The sequence below is a fragment of the Methylobacterium sp. 275MFSha3.1 genome (assembly GCF_900108435.1).
Classification (GTDB): domain Bacteria; phylum Pseudomonadota; class Alphaproteobacteria; order Rhizobiales; family Beijerinckiaceae; genus Methylobacterium.
In genome coordinates, this window is sequence record NZ_FNWP01000010.1 from 187698 (window position 1) to 211305 (window position 23608).

Here is a 23608-nt window from a genome sequence, read left to right on the forward strand (position 1 = left end):
CGCCTCGCCGGAGCCCGCGCCGGGGGAGCGGTGCCGCCCGCGCGAGGTGCGGCAGCCTGACCGGGATGCGCGACTCCGTCACGCGGCCCGGAAGCGGGCGCGCGTCCGGCCGCAACAGGGTCGGGTATTGCTCTAGCTGTCCGTGAGGATCGACGTGAGATCCGTAAATCCCTGGGCCTCGCTCGTGAGCAGGGCCACGAGCAGCAAGCACAGGCCGCCCAGCAGTGCGACCCCGGCCGTGGCTCCCACCAGATCCGACGTCCGAATGGTCGGCTCAGCTTGACGGCTGAACAGCAAAGCTCGCCCTCTGCGAGTGTTCGGATACGTGCGGCTCACGCGATGCCCCCAGAGATCGAGGCCCCTTGTATTAACGTTCACATGATCGGCTCTTCATCCGCGCGCGAACCGCGAGCATTGTAAATCGCGTGCGCTGGCGCACGTCTACGATCTAGGAAGAGGATGATTTGACCTTCCCTCAATTGTCCGGGTCTTGGTCGCGGGCGGCCGCTGCTCTTCGGGGACAGCTTCGGCCACCGGGCGCCGTTCATGCTGACGATTCTGTTCGCCGAGACATTCCGGGAGGTGCACGTCGTCTGGCCGACCTCGATCGATGACGGGCTGGTCGATCGCGTGAAGCCCGCCCCCATGCTGACCGAGATGGACGAGCGGCTTCTCCATCTGACCGTCGACGGCGGCTTCGCTGTCGCGGTGCACGCGCGCGGGAGGTTCGGCGCCGAGCTATCAGGGGTGTCGCGGCGCGGGTCGCCGCGCATGCCGCGGCCGTGACAGCGGGACGGCGCCGGTCGCGCGAAGCTTCGCCGCATGGGCAAGGCGCTGGGCTAACGTGGCCCGCTGCCTTCGACCGTCGTCGGTGAACCGAGCCAGCCCTTCGCCGCCGCCGCCGCGCGCAGGATTGCCTTGGCCGGCTCGTACTTGAGATGAAGCCGCTCGCGGGTCTCCGCGGGCAGGAGCGCCAGACGCCCGGGATCCGAATTGTCCTCAAGGTCGGCGAGCTTGACGAGGGTCGCCCGGAGGGTGCCCACTTTCGCGATGTTGTTGATCCAGGCCGCGTAGGTGACGCGACCTCCGGGCTTCGTCAGCATGGCGACCGAGGTCAGCACGTTGTCGCTGAATCCCTCCTTGGCCAAGTCGCCGAACTCGTAGCGGGTGTCCTCGACCACATCGTGCAGCCACGCGGCCTGCAGCGCCTCGTCCCGCTCCAGGTCGGACCAGAACGGGCACCCTTCCGACAGCCCGAGCACGCCGGCAGCCACGCGCGCAAGATGCTCGATATACGGCCTGCCGCCCTTGTCGACCTGGCCGTCGTGGGCGACGGTGGCCACCGTCCGCGCGTCGGCCGCGGTCCGGCGGAGGGGAGGCAGGATCACGCGGTCATCCCTTCACCGGATACGCCAGCAGGGTCGCTGTCCCGGCCATGTACCGCTCTCAACCCGACACGAACAGCATCATCATCCGCGCCGCCGCCGCGATCTGCTCGACGGTGGCCTCCGGCATGTCGGCGACCGCCTTCTCGACGATGCTCCGGGCGATGCCGTCGTACAGGCCGATGCCCAGCGCGAACGTGCTGAGACGAACCAGCACGCTGTCGGCGATCGTCTTCCGCTTCGGATCGGGCACGTCGCTCATGTCGTCCTCGGGAAACTCATGTTGATCGCGCTCTCGGCCACGTGCGGCGCAGCGTCGGCGCGGAGGCTCGTCGCCTGAGAGCGCATTTCGATGGCCTCGGCCACGTCGACGTGGTGGCCTGTCGGGATCGTGAAGGGCTCAGCCGTCACGGTCTCGCTCTCCACAGCGGTCGTCTCGGCCTCACGGTGCGGAGCACCGGCGCCGGACGGCCCGCGGGCCGTTCGGGACCGTGCGGATTCTCGTGACGCGGGGCGACACCGCGCGTTCCGGTGGACCCGCACAGCCTCGGCCCCGAAGGTCCTGTTTTCCTTGGGAAATTTGGCTGGGGCGCCAGGATTCGAACCTGGGAATGGCGGTACCAAAAACCGCTGCCTTACCACTTGGCGACGCCCCAAGGTGAGCGGAGGCTGTCTAGACGCCGCGCCCGCCCCTGGCAAGCGGCGGATCGCGGCCTCCCGGCCCCCGCAAGCCGTCGCTCAGCGGCGCTCGGGCGTGCCGTCGATCCGGCGGGGCAGGCCCAGCGGGTTGGCGGCCTGGAGCGCCGCCGGCAGCAGGGCGTCGGGGACGTCCTGGTAGCTCACCGGCCGCAGGAACCGGTCGATCGCGAGGCTGCCCACCGAGGTCGTGCGCCCGTCCGAGGTCGCCGGGTAAGGCCCACCATGCACCATGGCGTGCGCCACCTCGACGCCGGTCCCGAACCCGTCCACCAGGATCCGGCCGACGCGGCGCTCCAGGAGCGGCAGCAGGTCCCGGGCGGCCGCGTGATCCTCCGGCGCGAGGTGCAGCGAGGCCGTGAGCTGACCCTCCAGACGCTCCAGGACCGCCCGCATCGCGGCGAAGTCCGCGCAGCGCACCACGAGCCCCGAGGCGCCGAACATCTCCTCCTGCAGCTCGGGATCCGCCAGGAACACGTCCGAGTCCGCGGCGAACAGGGTCGCCCGGCCCTGGGTCGCCCCGCCCTCCGTGCCCTCGGCGATGCGGGTGACGGCGGCGTGGCCGGCCACCCGCGCCACGGCCTCGCGGTACGCGCGCTGGATGCCGGGTGTCAGCATGGTCGCGGCCGGGCTCTCGCGCAGGGCCGCGCCGGCCGCCTCGAGGAAGGCGTCGAGACCCGGACCCGGCAGCGCCAGGATCAGGCCGGGATTGGTGCAGAACTGCCCGGCGCCGAGCGTCAGCGAGGCCGCGAAGGCCTTGCCGATCGCGGCACCCCGCGCGGCGAGCGCGCCGGGGAACAGCAGCACCGGGTTGATGCTGCTCATCTCGGCGTAGACCGGGATCGGCGACGGGCGCCCGGCCGCGATCGCCATCAGGGCGGTGCCGCCCCGGCGCGAGCCCGTGAAGCCGACGGCCGCGATCCGGGGATCGGCCACCAGCCCCTGCCCGATCGACTGGCCGGCATCGAACAGCAGCGAGAAGGTCCCCTCCGGCAGGCCGCAGGACGCAACCGCCTTCTGGACGGCGCGGCCGACCAGTTCCGAGGTGCCGGGATGGGCGGGATGGGCCTTGACCACCACCGGGCAGCCCGCCGCCAGGGCCGAGGCGGTGTCGCCCCCCGCCACCGAGAAGGCCAGCGGGAAGTTCGAGGCGCCGAACACCGCCACCGGGCCGACGGCGATCCGGCGCAGGCGCAGGTCCGGCCGGGGCAGCGGCTTGCGGTCCGGAAGGGCCGGGTCGATCCGCGCCTCGACGTAGCTGCCCTCGCGGACGACGCCGGCGAACAGGCGCAGCTGGCCGACCGTCCGGGCGCGCTCGCCCTCGATCCGCGGCCGGGGCAGCCCCGTCTCGGCCATGCAGCGGGTGACGAGGTCATCCCCGATCTCCAGGATGTTCGCGGCGATCGCTTCCAGGAAGCCGGCCCGCGCCTCCGGGTCGGTCTCGCGGAAGGTGTCGAAGGCGGCCTCGGCGAGCGCGCAGGCCCGGTCGAGGTCGCTCCGGCTCGCGCCCGGGAAGTCCGGCTCCAGGGCCTGTCCGGTGGCCGCCTCGACGGCCCGGAAGGCCGCCTCGGTGCCGCGCCGCGCCTCGGCGCCGATCAGGTTCTCGCCGCGCAGGGTCATGAGCTGCTCCTCTCGGTGGGGGTGCGGGCGGGCCGCACCGGGACGACGCGCGCGGGCGGTCAGCCCCGCTGCGCCGCCAGGGCTTTCTCGCGGATGGCCGCGAGGGTCATGGTCGGGGTCAGCGCCTCGGGATCGACGAGGCAGTGGATCATCGCCGGCAGCCCGGAGGCGAGGCCGCGCTCGAAGGCGGGGGCGAACTCCTCGGTGCGCTCCACCCGTTCGCCGTGGCCGCCGAAGGCGCGGGCCAGCGCCGCGAAGTCGGGGTTGCGCAGCTCGGTCGCCGAGACGCGGCCGGGATACTCGCGCTCCTGGTGCATCCGGATCGTGCCGTACATGCCGTTGTCGAGCACCACCACCACGACGGCGATCCCGTACTGAACCGCGGTCGCGAATTCCTGCACGGTCATCATCACGTCGCCGTCGCCGGCGAGCGCCACGACGATCCGCTCCGGGCGGCTGCGCTTCGCCATCACGGCGGCGGGCAGGCCGTAGCCCATGGAGCCGGAGGTCGGCGCGAGCTGCGTGCCGAAGGCGCGGAACCGGTAATAGCGGTGGACCCAGGTGGCGAAGTTGCCGGCGCCGTTGCAGATCACCGCGTCCGGCGGCAGCCGCTCGCGCAGCCACGCGATCGCCGCGCCGTACTGGAACGCGCCGGGCTTCGGCTCCGGCGTCTCGGACCACGCGCGGTAGGCGGCATGGGCCTCGGCGGCGCGGCCGGTGCCGGTGGCCTCGAACTCCGGCAGGACCGCGCAGAAGGTCTCGGGTGCCGCCTCGATCGCCAGCGCCGGCTGGTAGACCCGGCCGAGTTCCGCCGCGTCGGCGTGGACGTGGACCAGCGGCAGGCCGGGATCGGGGATGCCGAGCAGGCCGTAGGACTGCGCCGGCATCTCGGAGAGGCGCCCGCCCACCATCAGCAGCAGGTCCGCCTCCCGGATCCGGGCGAGCAGCGCCGGGTTGGGCCCGATCCCGAGCTCGCCCGCGAAGTTCGGGTGGTCGGCGGGGAAGAGCTGGGCCCGCCGGAACGAGACCGCCACCGGCAGGTCGTGGCGCTCGGCCCAGGCGGCCAGGGCGGCGACGGCGCCTTCCGTCCAGCGGGAGCCGCCGAGCAGCACCACCGGCCGCCGCGCCTCCGCCAGCATGGCCCGCAGGCGCGCGAGATCGTCCCCCGACGGGGCCGGCGCGGCCGGGACGACGCGCGGCGCGTCCGGCACGGCCGCGACGTCGTCGAGCATGTCCTCCGGCAGGGCGACCACGACGGGGCCCGGGCGGCCCTGCAGCGCGACCCGGAAAGCTCGGGCGAGGATCTCCGGGATGCGCGCCGCGTCGTCGATCTCCACCGCCCACTTGGCGACGCCGCCGAACATCTGGCGGTAGTCGACCTCCTGGAAGGCCTCGCGGTCGCGCATGCGCCGGGCGATCTGGCCGACGAACAGGATCATCGGCGTCGAATCCTGGCGGGCAATGTGCACGCCGGCGGAGGCGTTGGTGGCGCCGGGCCCCCGGGTCACGAAGCAGATGCCCGGGCGGCCCGTGAGCTTGCCGGCGGCCTCGGCCATGATCGCCGCGCCGCCCTCCTGCCGGCAGACCAGCACGTCGATGCCGCTGTCGCGCAGGGCGTCGAGCACCGCGAGATAGCTCTCGCCGGGGACGCAGGTCACGCGCTCGACGCCCTGCGCGCGGAGCTGGTCGACGAGCACCTGCGCGCCGGTGCGTGGGGGCAATCCGCTCAAGCCGTTCCTCCCTGGCGCTCGGGCCGCGTCCGGGGCATGGCGCCGGGATCGGCCGTGGATCCGCCCGCCGCTGAGATGCGTCTGATATCCCAGTCTCAGGATAGGGGCGGGTTCGGGGCGGTCAACCTGTCAGACCAGGGGGCGCCGGTCGAGGGCCCGGCGTGTCATCCGGTCGAGAAAGTCGAACAGCGTCCCGATCCCGGCAAGGGCCGCCCCCGCGTCGCGCGCCGCGATGCCCGACACGATCGCCGCGTGGATCGCCGCGCAGTCCGGGAAGCTCGCGGTCGGCTCGTAGGTGTACCAGAACCGTCGCGACTGCGCGTGCAGCGCCGCCATGGTGCCGGCGAGCGTCGGGTTGTAGGCGGCGCCGACCAGCCCCTCGTGCAGGGCGCGCTTGTGCCGGAAATACGCTTCCCGGTCGCGGGCCTCGGCGGTGCGGCGCAGCCCGCCGACGCGGTCCAGCAGCCGCGCCATGTCGTCCTCGGTGCCCCGCGCGATGGCGCAGCGGGCCACGGTCTCGTCGAGGGGCCGCCGCACCTCCAGCAGCTCGAGGTGCCTGATGATGTCGACCTGGGTGACGAGGACGCCGCGGCGCGGGTGGACCTCCACGAACCCGATCGTCTTCAGCCGTGCCAGGGCCTCGCGGACCGGGGTCCGGCCGAGTCCCAGCTCCGCGCCGAGTTCGCCCTCCGAGACCATCGCGCCGGGCGCGAGACGGCGGCTGATGATCATCTGCTCGATGGCGTCGTAGGCGGTCTCGGCGAGCGAGCGCGGCCTGCGCGCCTCCGCCGCCGAGGCGCTGCCGCCGCCCGCAAAGTCCAATTCGGCCAAGGGCTTCCCCGTCGATCTCTGCCCGGGTCGGTCGCGACCCGCGCCGGTTGACAATGGCGCGGCGCCCCGTGTTACTCAAGAGCTGGGATATCAGTCTGCGCCCAGCGCGGACGGGAGCCAAGGCCGGCGCAAGCGACGCGTGATTGTCACCGTCCGCGGTTGCCGAGACCGAGGCCCGGGGAGGAGAAGCGGATGTCCGGGTTGTCCCCTGAGACGCGCGCCAAGCTGAAGACCGTCAGCACGGCCACGCTGATGACCGCCCTCTACAAGCGCGGCTTCCGCAACCAGATGATCCAGGGCGTGCTGCCCCTGAAGGCCGGCGGCCCGACGATGGTCGGCGAGGCCTACACCCTGCGCTACATCCCGGCCCGGGAGGACCTGAACCCGATCACGGTGTTCCGCGACCGCGCGCACCCGCAGCGCAAGGCCGTGGAGGAGTGCCCGCCCGGCGCCGTGATGGTGATCGACAGCCGGAAGGACGCCCGGGCCGCCTCCGCGGGCTCGATCCTGGCGACCCGGCTGATGGTGCGCGGCTGCGCCGGGCTCGTCACCGACGGGGGCTTCCGCGATGCCGACGAGATCGCCCGGCTCGAGATGCCGAGCTACCACGCGCGCCCGTCGGCACCGACGAACCTCACGGTCCACCAGGCGATCGACATCAACGTGCCGATCGGCTGCGGAGACGCGCCCGTCTTTCCCGGCGACGTGATCGTCGGCGACGGCGACGGGGTGGCGGTGATCCCGGCCCACCTCGCTGACGCGGTCGCCGACGAGGCCGTGGAGATGACCGCCTACGAGGATTTCGTCACCGAGGAGGTACGCAAGGGCCGCACAATCCTCGGCCTCTACCCTGCCACCGACGAGCAGAGCCTCGCCGATTTCGCCGCCTGGCGGACGCGGACCGGCCGCTGAGCGTGCCGCACCGGCCCGCTCCGGCCCGGCCCGCGATCGGCAAAGGGCCGGGACGCGTCGGATTCGGCTCGGGGGGACGCCATGGCGGCGGGGTTGCGCGGGGGCGATGCGGCGCCGGAGATCGAGCGGCGGACGGTCGCCAAGGTGTCGCGGCGTCTGCTGCCGCTGATCGTCCTCATCTACTTCGTCGCCTACATGGACCGGACCAACGTCGGCTTCGCGGCGTTCGGGCTGAGCCGGGAGTTCGGGTTCTCCGCCACGGTCTACGGCTGGGCGGCCGGCATCTTCTTCCTCGGCTACGTCATCTTCGAAGTGCCGAGCAACGTCCTCCTGGAGCGCGCCGGGGCGCGGCTCTGGATCGCCCGGATCATGGTCACCTGGGGGCTTGTGGCGGGCAGCATGGCGCTCATCACCGGCCCGGCGAGCTTCCTCGCCCTGCGCTTCCTGCTGGGCGTGGCCGAGGCCGGCTTCTTCCCCGGCGTGATCCTCTACTTCACCTACTGGTTCCCGAAGCGGTACCGGGCGCGCGTGGTCGCCGCGCTGTTCCTCGCGGTCCCGGGCTCGAACGCCCTCACGGCGGTGATCTCGGGGGCGCTGCTCCAGCTCGACGGGGCGCTCGGCCTGCACGGCTGGCAGTGGCTGTTCCTCCTCGAGGCGGCGCCCTCGATCCTGCTGGCCTTCGCGGTCCTGGCGCTGATGACCGACCGGCCCGAACAGGCCGCGTGGCTCACGTCCGAGGAGCGGCTGTGGCTCGGGACCGCGATCGCGGCGGAGCGGGACGGCACGGTCCGGGCCCACGGACCCTTCACCCTGGGGCAGGTCCTGACCGACCGGCGCGTGCTCGCGCTGGGCGCGATGTACTTCAGCATCGGTACCGCCACCTACGGCATCACCTTCTTCCTGCCGCCGATCCTGAAGAGCCTGCACCTCACCGACTGGGAGACGGGGGTCGCGACGGCGGTGCCCTACGGCGTCGGGACCCTGGGCATGATCGCCTGGAGCTGGTCGTCGGATCGGCGCGACGAGCGCCGCTGGCACTTCGCGATCGCCGCGCTGGTCGCCGCCCTCGGCCTCGTCGTCTCCGGCCCCATGCTCGGCAGCCTCTGGGCGCTCGCGGCGATGTCGGTGGCCACGATCGGGCTCTACGGGAGCAAGCCCGCCTTCTGGGCGATGCCGGGGGAGTTCCTGGCCGGGCCCGCGGCCGCCGGGGGGATCGCGCTGATCAACGCGATCGGCAATCTCGGCGGCTTCGTCGGCCCCTACGTCCTGGGCTGGCTGAAGGATTATACCGGGACCTACGAGGCCGGCCTCTATTTCCTGGCGGCTTGCGCGCTCGCCGCCGCGGCGATCACGCTCGTCGCGGGCCGCCCGGCCGGGTCGAACGCGTGAGACCGGAGACAGAGCGATGACCGCGCGCAAGAAGACCCTGGAGGATCTGCGCAGCCAGCGCTGGTTCGGCGCCACCGACCTGCGCAGCTTCGGCCACCGCTCGCGCATGCTGCAGATGGGCTACGAGCGGGCGGATTTCACCGGCAAGCCGATCGTCGGCATCATCAACACCTGGAGCGACATCAACCCCTGTCACCAGCATTTCCGCGAGCGCGTCGAGCACGTGAAGCGCGGCGTCTGGCAGGCGGGCGGCTTCCCGATCGAGCTGCCGGCGCTGTCGCTGTCGGAGAACTTCGTCAAGCCGACCACGATGCTCTACCGCAACCTCCTGGCCATGGAGGTGGAAGAACTGCTGCGCCAGCACCCCGTGGACGGCGCGGTGCTGATGGGCGGCTGCGACAAGACCACGCCCGGCACGGTGATGGGCGGGATCTCCATGAACCTGCCGATGGTGTTCCTGCCGGCGGGACCGATGATGCGCGGCCACTTCGGCGGGACGATCCTGGGCTCGGGCTCGGATGTCTGGAAGTACTGGGCCGAGAAGGAGGCCGGGAACATCACCACGCAGGAATGGAACGACATGGAGGCGGGCATCGCCCGCTCCGCCGGAACCTGCATGACCATGGGCACGGCCTCGACCATGACGGCGATCACCGAGGCCCTGGGTTTATCGCTGCCCGGTTCGGCCTCGATCCCGGCGGCCGACGCCGACCATCCGCGCATGGCCGGCGCCTGCGGCCGGCGGATCGTCGAGATGATCTGGGAGGACCTGAAGCCGTCCGACATCCTCGACCGCCGCTCGGTCGACAACGCGCTGGTGGTCCACAACGCGCTCGCCGGCTCCACCAACGCGATGATCCACCTGGTGGCCATGGCGGGGCGCGCCGGTATCCCGGTCAAGCTCACCGAGTTCGACGACTTCGCCCAGAAGGTGCCGGTGATCGCCAACCTCCGGCCGTCGGGGCAGTGGCTGATGGAGGATTTCCACATCGCGGGCGGCATCCGCGCCCTGATGGCGCGCCTGTCCCCCCTCCTCCACCTCGACGCCCGCTCGGTCACCGGCGGCACGATCGGCGACGGGCTCGCCGGCATGCGGGTGTTCAACGACGACGTGATCCGCCCGCTCGACCGGCCGATCGTGGCCATGGGCGGGACCGCGATCCTGTACGGCAACCTCGCCCCTGACGGCTGCGTGATCAAGCCGCCGGCCGCCGACCCGCGGCTGCTGCAGCACACCGGTCCCGCGCTGGTCTTCGACCGCTACGACGCGATGAGCGCGGCGGTGAACGACCTCGACCTCGACGTCACGCCCGACCACGTGATGATCCTGCGCAATGCCGGCCCGATCGGCGGCCCCGGCATGCCGGAATGGGGCATGCTGCCTATCCCCAAGGTGCTGCTCCGGCAGGGCGTGCGCGACATGGTCCGCATCTCGGACGCGCGGATGAGTGGCACGAGCTACGGCGCCTGCATCCTGCACGTGGCGCCGGAATCGGCCGCGGGCGGTCCGCTCGCGGCCGTGCGCGACGGCGACCTCATCACCGTGGACGTGCCCGGGCGGCAGATCCACCTGCACCTCGACGACGCCGAGATCGCGGCGCGGGTGAAGGCGTTCCGGCCGCCGGACCGGTCTTATCCGCGGGGCTACAACCGGCTGTTCGCCCAGCACGTGCGGCAGGCCAACGAGGGCTGCGACTTCGACTTTCTGGAGGGCGCCGGCGGTATTCCGGAACCCGAGATTCACTGACCGGCCCGAGCCGTCGGTAACAGGCGGCGGGCCCCATCACAGGGAGGTACCATGGTCATGATCGCACGCAGGGGCCTGCTCGCCGGAGCGGCCCTGCTCGGCGCCGCGCGGGCGGCCGGGGCCGGCTGGGAGCCGTCGCAGCGGGTGCCGGACCCGGCCGTCGAGATCCTCGACCCGGCCTTCGCCAAGTACCGGCTCGCCTCGGCAACGGTGGAGCGGGTTGCCACCGGCTTCCGCTGGGCCGAGGGGCCGGTCTGGTTCGGCGACATGGGATCGCTGCTGTTCAGCGACGTCGTCAACGACCGGATCATGAAGTGGGAGGAGGCGTCCGGCGCGCTCTCGGTGTTCCGCAAGCCGTCGAACTACGCCAACGGCAACACCCGCGACCGGCAGGGCCGGCTGATCACCTGCCAGCACAGGACCCGCAGCGTCACCCGCACCGAGCACGACGGCAGCCTGACCACGCTGATGGACCGGTTCGACGGCAAGCCGCTGAACTCGCCGAACGACGTGATCTGCCATTCCGACGGCGCGGTCTGGTTCACCGACCCGGCCTTCGGGCCGAACCCGCACGAGTCGATGGCCGCGCCGGAGCTTCCCGGCAACCTCTACCGGATCGATCCGAGGACGGGACAGGCCAGCGTCGCGGTCGAGGGCGTGGCGGGTCCGAACGGGCTCTGCTTCTCGCCGGACGAGTCCAAGCTCTACCTCATCGAGGCGCGGGCGAAGCCGAACCGCCTGATCCGCGTCTACGACGTGGTCGAGAACGGCACCAAGGCCGCGAACGGCCGCGTCTTCTACGATGCCGGCACCGGCACGCCGGACGGCTTTAGGGTCGACGTCGACGGCAATCTCTGGTGCGGCTGGGGGATGAGCGAGGCCGAGGACGGGGTCATCGTGCTCTCGCCGCAGGCCAAGCTGATCGGCCGGATCCGCCTGCCGGAGCGCTGCGCCAACCTGTGCTTCGGCGGACTCAACCGCAACCTGCTGCTGATGACGTCCACGCACTCGGTCTATTCACTGTACGTGAACACGCGGGGTGCGGGGACCTGCTGAGGTTGGATGGGCGGCTCGCGCCGCCCTGCCGTCCTTGCGGAGCGAGGCAATCCAGGGGCGTCACGCCGACCGATGTCGCGATGCCCTGGGTCGCTTCGCTGCGCTCGCGATGACGGTGGTGCCCCGCCCCTACTCCGCCGCCTGCGGCATGTACCGCGCCGGATCGTAGTTCAGGATCGGGCCGAGCCAGCGCTCGACGTCGCGGACATCCATCCCCTTGCGGGCGGCGTAATCCTCGACCTGATCGCGCTCCACCTTGGCGACGCCGAAATAGTGCGCCTCCGGGTGGGCGATGTAGATCCCCGATACCGACGAACCCGGCCACATCGCGTAGGACTCGGTGAGCTTCACGCCGATCCGGCTCTCGGCCTTCAGGAGGTCGAACAGGGTGGTCTTCTCGGTGTGGTCGGGCTGGGCCGGGTAGCCCGGGGCCGGGCGGATGCCGTCGTACTTCTCCAGCACCAGCTCCTCGGGCCCGTAGGCCTCGTCGGACGCGTAGCCCCAGAACTCCTTGCGCACCCGCTCGTGCATCCGCTCGGCGAAGGCCTCGGCGATGCGGTCGGCGAGCGCCTTCACGAGGATCGCCCGGTAATCGTCGTTGGCCCGCTCGAACCGCTCGGCGATCCGCACCTCCTCCAGGCCGGCCGTGACCACGAAGCCGCCGACATAATCGGCGATGCCGGTCTCGGCCGGGGCCACGAAGTCCGACAGGCAGGTGTTCGACCGCCCGTCGCGCTTCGAGAGCTGCTGGCGCAGGCCGTGGAAGGTGGCGAGCCGCTCCGACCGGCTCTCGCCCGTGTAGAGCGCGATGTCGTCGCCGACGCTGTTGGCCGGCCAGAAGCCGATCACCGCCTTCGGATTGAACCAGCGCTCCTCAACGATCTGCTTCAGCATCGCCTGCGCGTCCTCGTAGAGGGCGCGGGCGGCCGGGCCCTGCTCGGGATCGTCCAGGATCGCCGGGAAGCGGCCCTTGAACTCGTAGGTCTGCAGGAACGGCGTCCAGTCGATGTAGGGCACGAGGTCGGCGACCTCGTAGGAGCCGTAGACCCTCGTGCCGGTGAAGGTCGGCTTGGCCGGCTTGTAGCCCCACCAGTCGATCTTGAAGGCGTTGGTCCGCGCCTTCGCGATCGGCAGCCGCTGCTTGTCGGCCTCCGAGCGCCTGTGGGCGTCCGCCACCTTGGCGTACTCGGCCCGGACCTTCTCGATCGTCGGCCCACGGGTCTCCTTCGAGATCAGGCTCGACACCACGCCGACCGCGCGGCTCGCGTCGGTGACGTAGACCGCCTGACCCTTGGCGTAGGCCGGGTGGATCTTCACCGCCGTGTGGACGCGGCTCGTGGTGGCGCCGCCGATCAGCAGCGGCACGTCGAGCCCCTCGCGCTCCATCTCGCCGGCCACGTGGACCATCTCGTCGAGCGATGGGGTGATCAGGCCCGACAGGCCGACGATGTCGACCTTCTCGGTCTTGGCGGTCTCCAGGATCTTGGCAGCCGGCACCATCACGCCGAGATCGATGATCTCGTAGTTGTTGCAGGCCAGCACGACGCCGACGATGTTCTTGCCGATATCGTGGACGTCGCCCTTCACGGTCGCCATCAGCACCTTGCCGGCGGCCTGGCGCTTGCCGTCGCCGCCGTTGGCGCGCTTCTCCTCCTCCATGAACGGCTCGAGATAGGCGACCGCCTGCTTCATCACGCGGGCGGACTTCACCACCTGCGGCAGGAACATCTTGCCGGAGCCGAACAGGTCGCCGACCACGTTCATGCCGGCCATCAGCGGGCCCTCGATGACGTGGAGCGGGCGCTCGGCTGAGGCCCGCGCCTCCTCGGTGTCGGCCACGATGTACTCGGTGATGCCGTTGACCAGCGCGTGCTCGATCCGCTTCTCGACCGGAGCCTCGCGCCAGGTCAGGTCGGCGGTCTTGGCCTGGGCCGATGCGCCGGTCTTGAAGCGCTCGGCGGCCTCCAGCAGGCGCTCGGTGGAATCGTCGCGGCGGTTGAGGACGACGTCCTCGCACAGCTCGCGCAGCTCCGCCGGGATCTCGTCGTAGACGGCGAGCTGGCCGGCATTGACGATGCCCATGTCCATGCCGGCCTTGATGCAGTGGAACAGGAACACCGCGTGCATCGCCTCGCGCACCGGCTCGTTGCCGCGGAAGGCGAAGCTCAGGTTCGAGACGCCGCCCGAGATGTGGGCGTGCGGCAGGGTCTCGCGGATCGTGCGGGTCGCCTCGATGAAGGCCACGCCGTACGGGTTGTGCTCCTCGATACCGGTGGCGACCGCGAAGATGTTCGGATCGAAGATGATGTCCTCGGGCGGGAAGCCGACCTGCTCGGTCAGGATCCGGTAGGCCTTGGTGCAGATCTCGACCTTGCGCTCGTAGGAATCCGCCTGACCTTGCTCGTCGAAGGCCATCACCACCACGGCGGCGCCGTAGGAGCGGCAGACCTTGGCGGCCTCGATGAACTTCTCCTCGCCCTCCTTCATGGAGATCGAGTTCACAATCGGCTTGCCCTGGATGCACTTCAGGCCGGCCTCGATCACCTCGAACTTCGAGGAATCGACCATCACGGGTACCCGGGCGATGTCGGGCTCGGCGGCGACGAGGTTCAGGAACTCGACCATCGCCTTCTGGGAGTCGAGCAGGCCCTCGTCCATGTTGACGTCGATCACCTGGGCGCCGGCCGCCACCTGATCGCGGGCGACATCGAGGGCCGCCGCGTAGTCGCCGTTGGTGATGAGCTTGCGGAACTTGGCCGAGCCGGTGACGTTCGTGCGCTCGCCGACGTTCACGAAGGGGATTTCCGGCGTGAGCACGAAGGGCTCGAGGCCCGACAGCCGCATCAGGCGCGGCACCTCGGGGATCGGCCGCGGCGCCTTGCCGGCGACGGCCTCCGCGATGGCGCGGATATGGTCCGGCGTGGTGCCGCAGCAGCCGCCGACCATGTTGACGAGGCCGGATTCGGCGAACTCGCCGACCAGCTTGCCCATCGCCTCCGGGCTCTCGTCGTAGAGGCCGAATTCGTTCGGCAGGCCGGCATTCGGGTAGGCGCAGACCAGCGTGTCGCAGATCCGCGACAGCTCGGCGATGTGGCCGCGCATCTCGCGGGCGCCGAGCGCACAGTTGAGGCCGAAGGTCAGCGGCTCGGAATGGCGCAGGGAGTGCCAGAAGGCCGCCGGGGTCTGGCCCGACAGGGTGCGGCCCGAGAGGTCAGTGATCGTGCCGGAGATCTGGATCGGCAGGCGGATGCCGGTCTCGTCGAAGACCTGCCACGCCGCTGCGACCGCGGCCTTGGCGTTGAGCGTGTCGAAGATCGTCTCGATCAGGATCAGCTCGGCGCCGCCGTCGATCAGGCCGCGAACCTGCTCCACGTAGGCCTGCTTGACCTGGTCGAAGGTGACCGCCCGGAAGCCCGGGTTGTTCACGTCGGGCGAGATCGACAGGGTCCGGTTCGTCGGGCCGATGGCGCCGGCCACGAAGCGGCGGCGGCCGTCCTTCTCCTCAGCGAGCTTGGCCGCCTCGCGGGCGAGCCGCGCTCCTTGAGCGTTCAGCTCGTGGATGATCGACTCCATTCCGTAATCGGCCTGGGCGATGGTGGTGCCCGAGAAGGTGTTGGTCTCGCAGACGTCGGCGCCGGCCAGGAAGTAGTCGAGGTGGATCTGCCGGATCGCGTCGGGCTGGGTCAGGATCAGCAGGTCGTTGTTGCCCTTCTGATCGTGCCCGTGATCCTTGAACCGGTCGCCGCGAAAGTCCTCTTCCGAGAATTTCAGGCGCTGGATGACGGTGCCCATCGCCCCGTCGAGGACGAGGATCTTCTCCGCGGCGCGCTGGCGCAGGGCCTTCGCGATCTCGGTGCCGTCGACGGGGGCAAAATCGGTCATCGTGCGTCCTGTCAGATCACCTCGTCCTGAGGTGCCGGAGCGAAGCGGAGGCCTTGGAGGCCTCCAGATATCTCGGTATTCCCTGGAGCCCTCCTTCGGGGCCGCTCGCGCGGCCCCTCAGGACGAGGTGGAGGGGGATCTTCGGTCTCTCGTGCGTGCCCTGGCTGCTGTCTCGGACACAAGCCGTCTTTGCGAGCGGAGCGAAGCAATCCAGCCGCGCCACGCTCACGGATGTCGCGCTGCCCTGGGTCGCTTCGCTGCGCTCGCGATGACGGACCGCGGCCCCGAGAAGTTAAGCCGCGGCCTTCGCGGCCGCCAGCTTCGGCGCCTGGGCGCGCAGGCCGAGCAGGTGGCAGATCGCGTAGACCAAGTCGGAGCGGTTCATCGAGTAGAAGTGGAAGTCGTTCACGCCCTCGTCCACGAGGTCGAGGACCTGCTCGGCCGCCACCGCGCCGGCCACGAGCCGGCGGGTCTCGACGTCGTCCTCCAGCCCCTCGAACCGGGCGGCCAGCCAGTAGGGCACCGAGGCGCCGGTGCGGCGGGCGAAGTTCGCCGCCTGCTTGAAGTTCTGCACCGGCAGGATGCCCGGGATGATCGGGATCGTGATCCCTGCGGCCCGGACCTTGTCCAGGTAGCGCAGGTAGATCTCGTTCTCGAAGAAGAACTGGGTGATCGCCTGGTCGGCCCCGGCATCGACCTTGGCCTTCAGGGCGTCGATGTCGGCGTCGAGAGAGGCCGCCTCGGGGTGCTTCTCGGGATAAGCCGAGACCGAGACCTTGAAGTCGCCGATCCGCTTGATCCCCTTCACCAGCTCTGCGGTCGAGGCGTAGCCCTCCGGGTGCGGCCGGTAGGCGTGGCCGACACCCTCAGCCGGGTCGCCGCGCAGCGCCACGATGTGGCGCACGCCCGCGTCCCAGTAGGACTGGACCACCGCGTCGATCTCGTCGCGGGAGGCGTCCACGCAGGTGAGGTGGGCGGCGGGCTTGAGGCCGGTCTCGCGGACCATGCGGGCGACCGTGTTGTGGGTGCGCTCGCGGGTGGAGCCGCCGGCGCCGTAGGTCACCGAGACGAAGCTCGGCTGCAGCGGCGCGAGGCGCTCGATGGAGTTCCAGAGGATCTTCTCCATCTCGTCGGTCTTCGGCGGGAAGAACTCGATCGAGACGCGGATCGGGTGGTAGCCGTCGCGGCTGGCGCGGTGGGTGGAGCGGCGCATCGGGGTCTCGTCCTCTATGTCGGTCGGTTCAGACGAAGTCTGCGGAGGTCAGTGTCTCAGGCGACGGCGCGCTGAGGCTGTTCTGTGTCGGTGTCGGCCAACCCGTCCTGAGCCAGTCCGTCCTGGGCCAGCCAGAGGGTGACGGTGAGTTGGCCCGACTCGCGCGGCGTCAGATCGCGGGTGGCGACCGTCGCGAGGCCGGCCTCGGCGAGCCAGCCGGAGACCTGTTCGGCGGAGAAGCCGAGGCGCCGATGGGCCTGCCCGGTGCGGAGGAATTCCAGCTCGTGCGGCGCGAAGTCCACCACCAGCAGGCGGCCGCCCGGCGCCACGAGCCGCGCGGCCCCGCGCAGCGCCCGGGCCGGGTCGTCGAGATAGTGCAGCACCTGATGGACCACGACGAGGTCGAAGCTAGCCCGCGCGAAGGGCGGCGCGTGGATGTCGCCCTGCCGCAGGTCCACCCTTGCCAAGCCCTGGCGCTCCAGGTTGGCCCGGGCGACGGACAGCATGGCATGGCTCGAATCGAGCCCGGTGGCGCGGCCGGCCCGGGGCGCCAGCAGGCCGAGCATCCGGCCGGTGCCGGTGCCGAGATCGATCAGGCTGCCGATCGGGCGGTCGCCCAGGGCGTCGAGCACCGCGGCCTCCACGATCGCCTCGGGCACGTGCAGGGAGCGCAGCTCGTCCCATTTGGGGGCCAGCCGGGCGAAGAAGGTCGTGGCGGCATCCGCCCGCTGCGCCCGGACGGCGTCGAGGCGCGCGCGGTCCTCCGACAGGGGCGGCGCGGTCCGGTCGAGACCGGACAGCAGCGGGTCCGCCAGGCCGGCGCGGGCGTCTGACAGCCGGAAGAACGCCCAGGCCCCCTCGCGGTGGCGCTCGACCAGCCCGGCCTCCACCAAGAGCTTGAGGTGGCGAGAGATCCGCGGCTGCGACTGACCCAGGATGTCGGTGAGGTCGGACACCGACAGTTCCCCCTCGACGAGCAGCGCCAGGATGCGCAGGCGCGTCTCCTCCGCGGCGGCACGCAGGACGCCCAGGGCTTCCGGAAAGGGGATCGACCCCGCTTCTTGCCTGCGTTCGATAGACATAAAGATATGTTTATGTCCGTTTTCCCGCGGGCGCAAGCACGATCTTGATCGGGTCCACGACGGCGCGTGACGGTTCCCGACGGCATTGCCGAACCGATGAGACCGAAGCGCGGTGGCGGCGTTGATGGCAGGGTCGATGACTGGATCGATGGCAGGGCCGCGGACCGCGTGCCCGGGGAGGCACGCATGGCCGAGAGCCCGTTCCCGCAGATCACGCTGGTCCGCCACGGCGAGACCGCTTGGAGCCGGTCCGGTCAGCATACCGGGCGCAGCGACATCCCCCTGACGCCGGAGGGCGAGGACGCGGCGCGCGCCCTCGCACCGCGCCTGGCGCGCCGCGCCTACGCGGAGGTGTGGTCGAGCCCGTCGGGCCGGGCGGCCACGACCTGCGCGCTGGCGGGCTTCGGCGACCGCCGCGCGATCGACCCGGATCTCGCGGAGTGGGATTACGGCGCCTACGAGGGTCGGACCACGAAGGCGATCCTGGCCGAGCGGCCGGACTGGCGGCTGTTCCGCGACGGCTGCCCCGGCGGCGAGACGGCGGCGGATGTCGGTGCCCGCGCGGACCGGGTCATCGCCCGGGCCCGCGCCCGCGACGCCGACCTCATCGTGTTCTCCAGCGCACACGTTCTGCGCGTGCTCGCCGCGCGCTGGATCGGCCTGGAGCCGCGGGGCGGCGCGCTCCTCGTCCTCGGCACCGCGAGCGTCTCGATGCTCGGCTACGAGCACGACCGCAACGAGCCCGTGCTGCGCGCCTGGAACGGGTAGGCGCTAGCGCAGCCAGTACCCGTCGGGTGCCAGCGCCTGGGGCATCGGCTCGCCGAGCGCGTGGTGGACGATGCGGTCCACGGCGCGGACCATGGCGTCGAGGGGCAGGTCGTTGGGCTCGGTGCCGAACGGCTCCTCGAGCTCGTCCCCGAGGGCGTCGAGCCCGAAGAACGTGTAGGCCACGAGCGCCACCACGATCGGAGTCGCCCAGCCCAGGGCGCCGGTGAGGCCCACCGGGAGGAGCAGGCAGTAGAGCCACGCCGTCCGGTACACGAGCAACGTGTAGGCGAAGGGCAGCGGCGTGTTGGCGAGCCGCTCGCAGGCGGTGTGCACGCCCGACAGCGCCTCGATCCGGGCCTCGAGGAGGCCGAACTGGATGTCGCTGAGGCGGCCCGCGCGCGTCAGCGCGGCGAGATCGCGGGTGATGGCGGCCAGGACCGAGTCGGTAGGGTTCGGGCCGGACAGGTCCGATCCGGGGCTCGTCCGGTCGACGGCGGCGGCCTCGTCCAGGTCGCGAAGGCGGGCGTGGAGGCCGTGCGCGAAGGCCGACAGGCGCCGGAGCTGGAGCGCGGCCTCCCGCTCGGGCAGCAGGGCCGGGAGGGCGCGGGCGAGGTTGCGCACCTCGCCGATCAGGTTGCCCCAGTGCTTCCGCGCCTCCCACCAGCGCTCGTAGCAGGCGTTGTTGCGAAAGCTCAGGAAGATCGAGAGGGCGAGGCCGACCACGGTGAACGGCGTCACCCCTGCGCTGACCGGGAACAGCGCGGGCCACCGCGATTCCGCCCACACCACCGCGCACGAGACCGCGACGATCCCCGCGAGCTTGGGCGCCACCCGCGGCACGATCGAGCCGCGCAGGGTGAACAGCAGGGTCAGCAGGTTGGGCCGGGTGCGGACGATCATCGGGACTTCGGCGATGCGGTGCTGCCGTCCTGCCCTGCGCCCTCCGGTCCCGCAACCGACGTCTCTGTGAGCTCGGCAGTTCGATCGACCAAGGCCGGGCCGCGGACGGGTCTCAGACGGTCTCCGCCTCCCACAGCCACGCCGCCCCGCGCACCCCCGAGGCGTCGCCGTGCAGGCTCGCCCGCACGGGCGTGTCGAAGGCGTCGGAGAAGACGTGGGGGGCGATCGCCGCCGGCAGGCCCGCGATCAGCTCCGGGATGCGGGACAGGCCGCCGCCGATCACGATCACGTCCGGGTCGAGGAGGTTCACCACCTGGGCGGCCGCGCGCCCGAGGCGCTCGAGGTGGACGGCGAGCGTCTCCCGCGCCGCCGGGCTTCCGGCCCGGGCCTCGGCGACGACCGCCTCGGCGGTGAGGTTGCCGCCGTGCCGCCGCGCGTGGTCCGCCGCCAGCCCGGGACCGGACAGCCAGGTCTCCACGCAGCCCCGGCGACCGCAGTAGCAGGCGGCGCCCGGCCGCTCGTCGTCGCGGGGCGCCGGCAGGGGGCCGTGGCCCCACTCGCCCGCGATGCCGTTGCGGCCCGTGAGCACCCGGCCGTCGAGGGCGATGCCGGACCCGACGCCGGTGCCCAGGATCACCGCCCAGACCACGCGGGCCCCGGCGCCGGCGCCGTCGATCGCCTCCGACACCGCCAGGCAGTTGGCGTCGTTCTCGATCCGGAGCGGGCGTTCCAGGCGCGCGCCGAGATCGGCCGCGAACGGGTGTCCGTTGAGCCAGTGCGAGTTGGCGTTGCGCACGAGGCCCGTCGCCGGGGACAGGCTCCCGGGCATGCCGATGCCGACGCTGCAGGGCGTGCCGGCCTCGGCCTCGAGACGCAGGACGAGGTCGGCCACGGCCTCGACGGTGGCCCGGTAGGCGCCCCGCGGGGCGGGCATCCGCACCTCGGCCAGGGTCGACCCGTCCCGGCCGAGCACGATCCCGGCGATCTTGGTGCCGCCGAGATCGATGCCGAGGCGCGGGCGACCTGCGTTCTCCGCCGTCGGCGATCCCATCACTCGGCGGCGGCGACCTTGCTGTCGGTGCCCATCGGCTGCGGCGACTCGTCGGCGATGTGGGTGCCGATGGCGACCGGGTGGGCCATCACCTCGTTGAGCTTGGCGACGTCGAGCTCGCCTTCCCAGCGGCTGACCACCACGCAGGCGACGCCGTTGCCCACGAGGTTGGTGAGCGCGCGGCACTCGGACATGAACTTGTCGATGCCGAGGACCAGGGTCATGGCGGCGACCGGCACCGGGCTGTTGGGGATCGCCGAGAGCGTCGCCGCCAGGGTGATGAAGCCGGCACCCGTGACGCCCGATGCGCCCTTCGAGGTCAGCATCGCCACCAGGATGATGGTCGCGTACTGGCTGATCGACAGGTCCACGCCCACGGCCTGCGCCAGGAACAGCGTCGCCAGCGTCATGTAGATGTTGGTGCCGTCGAGGTTGAACGAGTAGCCGGTCGGGACCACGAGACCGACGACCGAGTCCGAGGCGCCGAGGCGGCGCATCTTGGTCATGAGCTGCGGCAGCACCGTCTCGGAGGACGACGTGCCGACCACGATCAGCAGCTCGTCCTTGATGTAGGCGAGGAAGCGCAGGATCGAGAAGCCCGCGACCCGGGCGATCGTCCCGAGCACCACGAGCACGAACAGGATCGCCGTGATGTAGAAGGTGCCGACCAGCCACGCGAGGTCGTAGACCTTCTGGATGCCGTACTCGCCGATCGTGAACGCCATGGCGCCGAAGGCGCCAACGGGGGCGAGCTTCACGACGATGCCGATGATCCGGAAGAAGATCTGGCCGGCGGTGTCGATCGCGTGGTTCACCGAGGCCGCGCGCTCGCCGAGATTCGTCACCACGACGCCGGTGAGGATCGAGATCAGCAGCACCTGCAGCAGGTCGCCGGTGGCGAAGGGGTCGAGGAAGCTCTTCGGGATGATCGCCAGGATGTGGGCGACGGTGGAATCGGCGGCCGCCTTGCTGGCGTAGGTCGCGACCTTGCTGGCGTCGAGCTTCGACGGGTCGGCGTTGAAGCCGGCGCCGGGCCGGATCACCTCGCCGACGATGACGCCGATCAGCAGCGCGATGGTGGACACCACCTCGAAGTAGACCAGCGCCTTTAGGCCGACGCGGCCGACCTTCTTCAGGTCACCGATCGACGCGATGCCGTGGACGATCGTGCAGAAGATGATCGGCGCGATCATCATCTTGATCAGGCCGATGAAGGCGTCGCCGAGCCACTTCATCGACTTGCCGGTGGCCGGGTCGTACCAGCCGAGCAGGACGCCGAGCGCGATGGCGATCAGCACCTGGATGTAGAGCACCTTGTACCAGGGCTCGCGGGGCGCTGCGGCGGGAGCCGTCGCCTGGATTGCCTGTGCCATGTCCATCCCGTGCGACGACCGCGCACCCTCCCGATTTGCCGGCACGCTAGCGACTATCACCCGGCGCCTCAACGGCTGCACGCTTATCCGCCCGGAACCATCCGTGACAAAAACCTGTCATTCCCGGACGAAGATCTCTCGTATCCGAGAGCCGCGGACCCGCGAAAACAGACGGGCCGCAGCGCGATCTGCGCTGCGGCCCGGCCGTGCCTCGCGTCGTTGCGACGCGGGTCAGGTCTGCTGCTGGGTCCGGCGGGGGCGGACGGTCCAGCGCTCGAACATCGAGGCGGGATCCTCGCTCTTCCCGTCCTTGTTCTCGGCGGCGGGATCGGGCTGCTGGTGGATCGCCGCGCCGAGGGCCTGCGACAGGCTCTCGATGACGTCGTCGATGCGGGCATCCCCGTGCAGGGCGTCGCCGCTGCCGGATTGCGGGGCTGGCGTCTCGGCGGCCGGCGCGGCGTGCGCGGCCGCTTCCGGCGCGGGCTCCGGCTGCGGCTCGGGCTCGGGGTGATGCTCCGGGGCCGGCTCGGGCGGGCGCGGGGCGGCCGCGGCGGGCTCGGGAGCCGGCGGCGGGGCGGCGACGACCGGCGCGGCGGCGGCCAGCGCCGCGGGAGCCGCGGCCCGGCGCATAGCACCCATCGCGCCCTCGTCGGACTCGGTGCTCCGGCTGCTGCTGCTACCGTAACGGCCGAAGCCGAAGCGCGGCTCGATCAGGTCCAGCACCGCGTCCAGCGCGGCGTTGCTCAGCGCCACCTCCTCGGCCGCCGGCACGCCCTGGATGGCCAGGGCCGCCCGCTCGAAGGCCGGCTCGCTGCTGACCTCGCGGCCGAACCAGCTCGGGGCGTGGAAGCCGGCGGCCTCGCCGTCATCGTCGAAGGTGACGCTGATCAGGTCCAGGCTGCCGGGGGTGACGTAGCGGTCGATGGCGATCTCGCGCCCGCCGGCATTCAGCGTGGTGCGGTCGTAGGCGGCCTTGCCGGGGCACACGTCCAGCAGGGCGTCGCCGTGGGCGCGCGGGACGTCGGTGCGCTCCTCGACCGGGACGCCGTCCGGCCCCTTGTTCACCAGGACCAGCTGGCAGACCTGGCCGTCGACGCGCACGTAGGAGGCCCGGCCGCCCTGGGGCGCGAAGTGACCCTCGGTGATGCGGGCGCCACCCCGCTCCTTGCGGATCAGGCGGACCAGGGATGGTGCGACCAGAAATCGGCGAACGGTGCTCATGAACTCAAAACCCCTCCCGCTTGGTCGGCGGCGCGCCGATCCGGCGGACAGCCCTCAGCGCCGCCGGGCCGCACGGAAGGGGGCACGTGGAGCCGGCCCGCACGGCGTATAAGCTGACCGCCACGCCGTATTCGCCAGAGCCTGACCGCTTCCGTCGCCAATCACCGGACAGCGACATTCTGAGACTATAGAGCGCTAAGCAAAAACGCGACGAAATCAAGACCGGATCGGCTCGAGGATCCGGCCCCGGCGGTCCCTGTCCCCGATATCCCGGCTTTCGCGCCGCGTTTTCGAACCCAGGTTAGCGGCCCCCGCGATTCATTCAGCCGGCTCGAAATTCATCGCCGCGCCGTTCATGCAGTAGCGCAGGCCGGTCGGCGCCGGGCCGTCGTCGAAGACGTGGCCGAGATGGCCCTTGCAGCGCGCACAGTGCACTTCGGTGCGGACCATCCAGTGGCTGCGGTCCACCGTGGTCTCGACGGCGCCGTCGAGGGGCTCGAAGAAGCTCGGCCAGCCCGTTCCGGACTCGAACTTGGTGCCCTGCTCGAACAGCGGCTGACCGCAGCCGGCGCAGGTGAAGGTCCCGGCCCGCTTCTCGGCGAGCAGACAGCTCGTGCCGGCCCGCTCCGTGCCGTGCTCGCGCAGGACCCGGTACTGCTCCGGTGTCAGCGCCGAGCGCCACTCGGCGTCGCTGCGGGTCTCCGGGCTGGTGGTCGGCGTGTCGGCCATGGCGATCTCCCTTCTCGCCACGC

The 23608-nt window shown here is 71.3% G+C and carries 20 protein-coding genes and 1 tRNA gene; 6 read left to right on the plus strand and 15 right to left on the minus strand.

Features of this window, described 5'->3' with window-relative positions; genetic code table 11:
* Positions 1-546 precede the first annotated feature (546 nt).
* Positions 547-786, plus strand: a complete 240-nt coding sequence (locus BLW78_RS14240; protein WP_056532442.1) for a hypothetical protein — start codon at positions 547-549, stop codon at positions 784-786.
* Between the two features lie 53 nt (positions 787-839).
* Here the strand turns inward: BLW78_RS14240 and BLW78_RS32035 are convergent, their stop codons facing one another.
* From BLW78_RS32035 to BLW78_RS14270, 7 genes are all read right to left on the minus strand, one after another.
* Positions 840-1388 carry an HD domain-containing protein gene (locus BLW78_RS32035; protein ID WP_091680362.1) on the minus strand — a complete coding sequence of 183 codons (549 nt, stop codon included), beginning with the start codon at positions 1386-1388 and terminating at the stop codon, positions 840-842.
* 58 nt (positions 1389-1446) lie between these two features.
* On the minus strand, positions 1447-1647 hold the full coding sequence (locus tag BLW78_RS14250) for a hypothetical protein (RefSeq protein WP_056532440.1): 201 nt from the start codon (positions 1645-1647) through the stop codon (positions 1447-1449).
* Positions 1644-1811, minus strand: a complete 168-nt coding sequence (locus BLW78_RS31370) for a hypothetical protein (RefSeq protein ID WP_170855154.1) — start codon at positions 1809-1811, stop codon at positions 1644-1646. The genes BLW78_RS14250 and BLW78_RS31370 overlap by 4 nt, the downstream gene beginning before the upstream one ends.
* Before the next feature lie 155 nt (positions 1812-1966).
* Positions 1967-2041, minus strand: a tRNA-Gln gene (locus BLW78_RS14255).
* An 82-nt stretch (positions 2042-2123) separates the two neighbouring features.
* Positions 2124-3701 carry an aldehyde dehydrogenase (NADP(+)) gene (locus BLW78_RS14260; RefSeq protein ID WP_091680364.1) on the minus strand — a complete coding sequence of 526 codons (1578 nt, stop codon included), beginning with the start codon at positions 3699-3701 and terminating at the stop codon, positions 2124-2126.
* Positions 3702-3760: 59 nt separating this feature from the next.
* Positions 3761-5431 (minus strand): thiamine pyrophosphate-binding protein, encoded by a 1671-nt coding sequence (locus BLW78_RS14265; RefSeq protein WP_091680365.1) that lies wholly within the window; start codon positions 5429-5431, stop codon positions 3761-3763.
* Positions 5432-5560: 129 nt separating this feature from the next.
* Entirely contained in the window at positions 5561-6262 is a 702-nt protein-coding gene (locus tag BLW78_RS14270) for a GntR family transcriptional regulator (RefSeq protein WP_244526943.1), read from the minus strand.
* A 192-nt stretch (positions 6263-6454) separates the two neighbouring features.
* Between BLW78_RS14270 and BLW78_RS14275 the strand changes: the two genes are divergently transcribed.
* The 4 genes from BLW78_RS14275 to BLW78_RS14290 all read left to right on the plus strand — a co-directional run bounded on the left by BLW78_RS14275 (position 6455) and on the right by BLW78_RS14290 (position 11366).
* Positions 6455-7174: a ribonuclease activity regulator RraA gene (locus tag BLW78_RS14275; protein WP_012319094.1), complete on the plus strand. Its 720-nt coding sequence runs from the start codon at positions 6455-6457 to the stop codon at positions 7172-7174.
* An 81-nt stretch (positions 7175-7255) separates the two neighbouring features.
* Complete coding sequence (locus BLW78_RS14280; RefSeq protein ID WP_091680368.1) at positions 7256-8563, plus strand: MFS transporter; 1308 nt, start codon at positions 7256-7258, stop codon at positions 8561-8563.
* Positions 8564-8579: 16 nt separating this feature from the next.
* Positions 8580-10310 (plus strand): L-arabinonate dehydratase, encoded by a 1731-nt coding sequence (araD, locus tag BLW78_RS14285; protein ID WP_091680370.1) that lies wholly within the window; start codon positions 8580-8582, stop codon positions 10308-10310.
* 51 nt (positions 10311-10361) lie between these two features.
* A complete protein-coding gene (locus BLW78_RS14290) occupies positions 10362-11366 on the plus strand; it encodes an SMP-30/gluconolactonase/LRE family protein (RefSeq protein WP_244526944.1) in 1005 nt (334 codons plus the stop codon).
* Between the two features lie 129 nt (positions 11367-11495).
* Here BLW78_RS14290 and metH read toward each other — a convergent pair whose 3' ends face one another.
* The 3 genes from metH to BLW78_RS14305 all read right to left on the minus strand — a co-directional run bounded on the left by metH (position 11496) and on the right by BLW78_RS14305 (position 17543).
* Positions 11496-15248, minus strand: a complete 3753-nt coding sequence (gene metH, locus BLW78_RS14295) for a methionine synthase (RefSeq protein WP_091680371.1) — start codon at positions 15246-15248, stop codon at positions 11496-11498.
* Positions 15249-15540: 292 nt separating this feature from the next.
* The gene (gene metF, locus BLW78_RS14300) at positions 15541-16461 is read right to left on the minus strand and encodes a methylenetetrahydrofolate reductase [NAD(P)H] (protein ID WP_020095368.1); all 921 of its coding nucleotides are present in this window, start codon (positions 16459-16461) and stop codon (positions 15541-15543) included.
* Positions 16462-16517: 56 nt separating this feature from the next.
* A complete protein-coding gene (locus tag BLW78_RS14305; protein WP_020095369.1) occupies positions 16518-17543 on the minus strand; it encodes an ArsR/SmtB family transcription factor in 1026 nt (341 codons plus the stop codon).
* Positions 17544-17729: 186 nt separating this feature from the next.
* On the opposite strand from BLW78_RS14305, the gene BLW78_RS14310 reads away from it, so the two are divergent.
* Positions 17730-18311, plus strand: coding sequence for a histidine phosphatase family protein (locus BLW78_RS14310; protein ID WP_091680373.1), 582 nt, complete (start codon positions 17730-17732; stop codon positions 18309-18311).
* A 3-nt stretch (positions 18312-18314) separates the two neighbouring features.
* Here BLW78_RS14310 and BLW78_RS14315 read toward each other — a convergent pair whose 3' ends face one another.
* From BLW78_RS14315 to msrB, 5 genes are all read right to left on the minus strand, one after another.
* Positions 18315-19211, minus strand: a complete 897-nt coding sequence (locus BLW78_RS14315) for a bestrophin family protein (protein WP_091680375.1) — start codon at positions 19209-19211, stop codon at positions 18315-18317.
* 112 nt (positions 19212-19323) lie between these two features.
* Entirely contained in the window at positions 19324-20262 is a 939-nt protein-coding gene (locus tag BLW78_RS14320; protein WP_091680376.1) for an ROK family protein, read from the minus strand.
* Complete coding sequence (locus BLW78_RS14325; RefSeq protein WP_026605282.1) at positions 20262-21635, minus strand: dicarboxylate/amino acid:cation symporter; 1374 nt, start codon at positions 21633-21635, stop codon at positions 20262-20264. The genes BLW78_RS14320 and BLW78_RS14325 overlap by 1 nt, the downstream gene beginning before the upstream one ends.
* 231 nt (positions 21636-21866) lie before the next feature.
* On the minus strand, positions 21867-22856 hold the full coding sequence (locus tag BLW78_RS14330) for a hypothetical protein (RefSeq protein ID WP_091680378.1): 990 nt from the start codon (positions 22854-22856) through the stop codon (positions 21867-21869).
* A gap of 318 nt (positions 22857-23174) precedes the next feature.
* On the minus strand, positions 23175-23585 hold the full coding sequence (gene msrB / locus BLW78_RS14335; RefSeq protein WP_020095375.1) for a peptide-methionine (R)-S-oxide reductase MsrB: 411 nt from the start codon (positions 23583-23585) through the stop codon (positions 23175-23177).
* Between the last annotated feature and the right edge of the window lie 23 nt (positions 23586-23608).

Excerpts from the sequence above, each read along its gene's own strand:
- BLW78_RS14275 (WP_012319094.1), top strand. The coding sequence starts at position 6,455 with ATGTCCGGGTTGTCCCCTGAGACGCGCGCCAAGCTGAAGACCGTCAGC.
- BLW78_RS14240 (WP_056532442.1), top strand. The coding sequence starts at position 547 with ATGCTGACGATTCTGTTCGCCGAGACATTCCGGGAGGTGCACGTCGTC.
- BLW78_RS14310 (WP_091680373.1), top strand. The coding sequence starts at position 17,730 with ATGGCCGAGAGCCCGTTCCCGCAGATCACGCTGGTCCGCCACGGCGAG.
- BLW78_RS14280 (WP_091680368.1), top strand. The coding sequence starts at position 7,256 with ATGGCGGCGGGGTTGCGCGGGGGCGATGCGGCGCCGGAGATCGAGCGG.
- metF (WP_020095368.1), bottom strand. The coding sequence starts at position 16,461 with ATGCGCCGCTCCACCCACCGCGCCAGCCGCGACGGCTACCACCCGATC.
- BLW78_RS14305 (WP_020095369.1), bottom strand. The coding sequence starts at position 17,543 with ATGTCTATCGAACGCAGGCAAGAAGCGGGGTCGATCCCCTTTCCGGAA.
- BLW78_RS14320 (WP_091680376.1), bottom strand. The coding sequence starts at position 20,262 with ATGGGATCGCCGACGGCGGAGAACGCAGGTCGCCCGCGCCTCGGCATC.
- araD (WP_091680370.1), top strand. The coding sequence starts at position 8,580 with ATGACCGCGCGCAAGAAGACCCTGGAGGATCTGCGCAGCCAGCGCTGG.
- BLW78_RS14315 (WP_091680375.1), bottom strand. The coding sequence starts at position 19,211 with ATGATCGTCCGCACCCGGCCCAACCTGCTGACCCTGCTGTTCACCCTG.
- BLW78_RS14260 (WP_091680364.1), bottom strand. The coding sequence starts at position 3,701 with ATGACCCTGCGCGGCGAGAACCTGATCGGCGCCGAGGCGCGGCGCGGC.
- BLW78_RS14330 (WP_091680378.1), bottom strand. The coding sequence starts at position 22,856 with ATGAGCACCGTTCGCCGATTTCTGGTCGCACCATCCCTGGTCCGCCTG.
- BLW78_RS14290 (WP_244526944.1), top strand. The coding sequence starts at position 10,362 with ATGGTCATGATCGCACGCAGGGGCCTGCTCGCCGGAGCGGCCCTGCTC.
- msrB (WP_020095375.1), bottom strand. The coding sequence starts at position 23,585 with ATGGCCGACACGCCGACCACCAGCCCGGAGACCCGCAGCGACGCCGAG.
- metH (WP_091680371.1), bottom strand. The coding sequence starts at position 15,248 with ATGACCGATTTTGCCCCCGTCGACGGCACCGAGATCGCGAAGGCCCTG.
- BLW78_RS14325 (WP_026605282.1), bottom strand. The coding sequence starts at position 21,635 with ATGGCACAGGCAATCCAGGCGACGGCTCCCGCCGCAGCGCCCCGCGAG.
- BLW78_RS14250 (WP_056532440.1), bottom strand. The coding sequence starts at position 1,647 with ATGAGCGACGTGCCCGATCCGAAGCGGAAGACGATCGCCGACAGCGTG.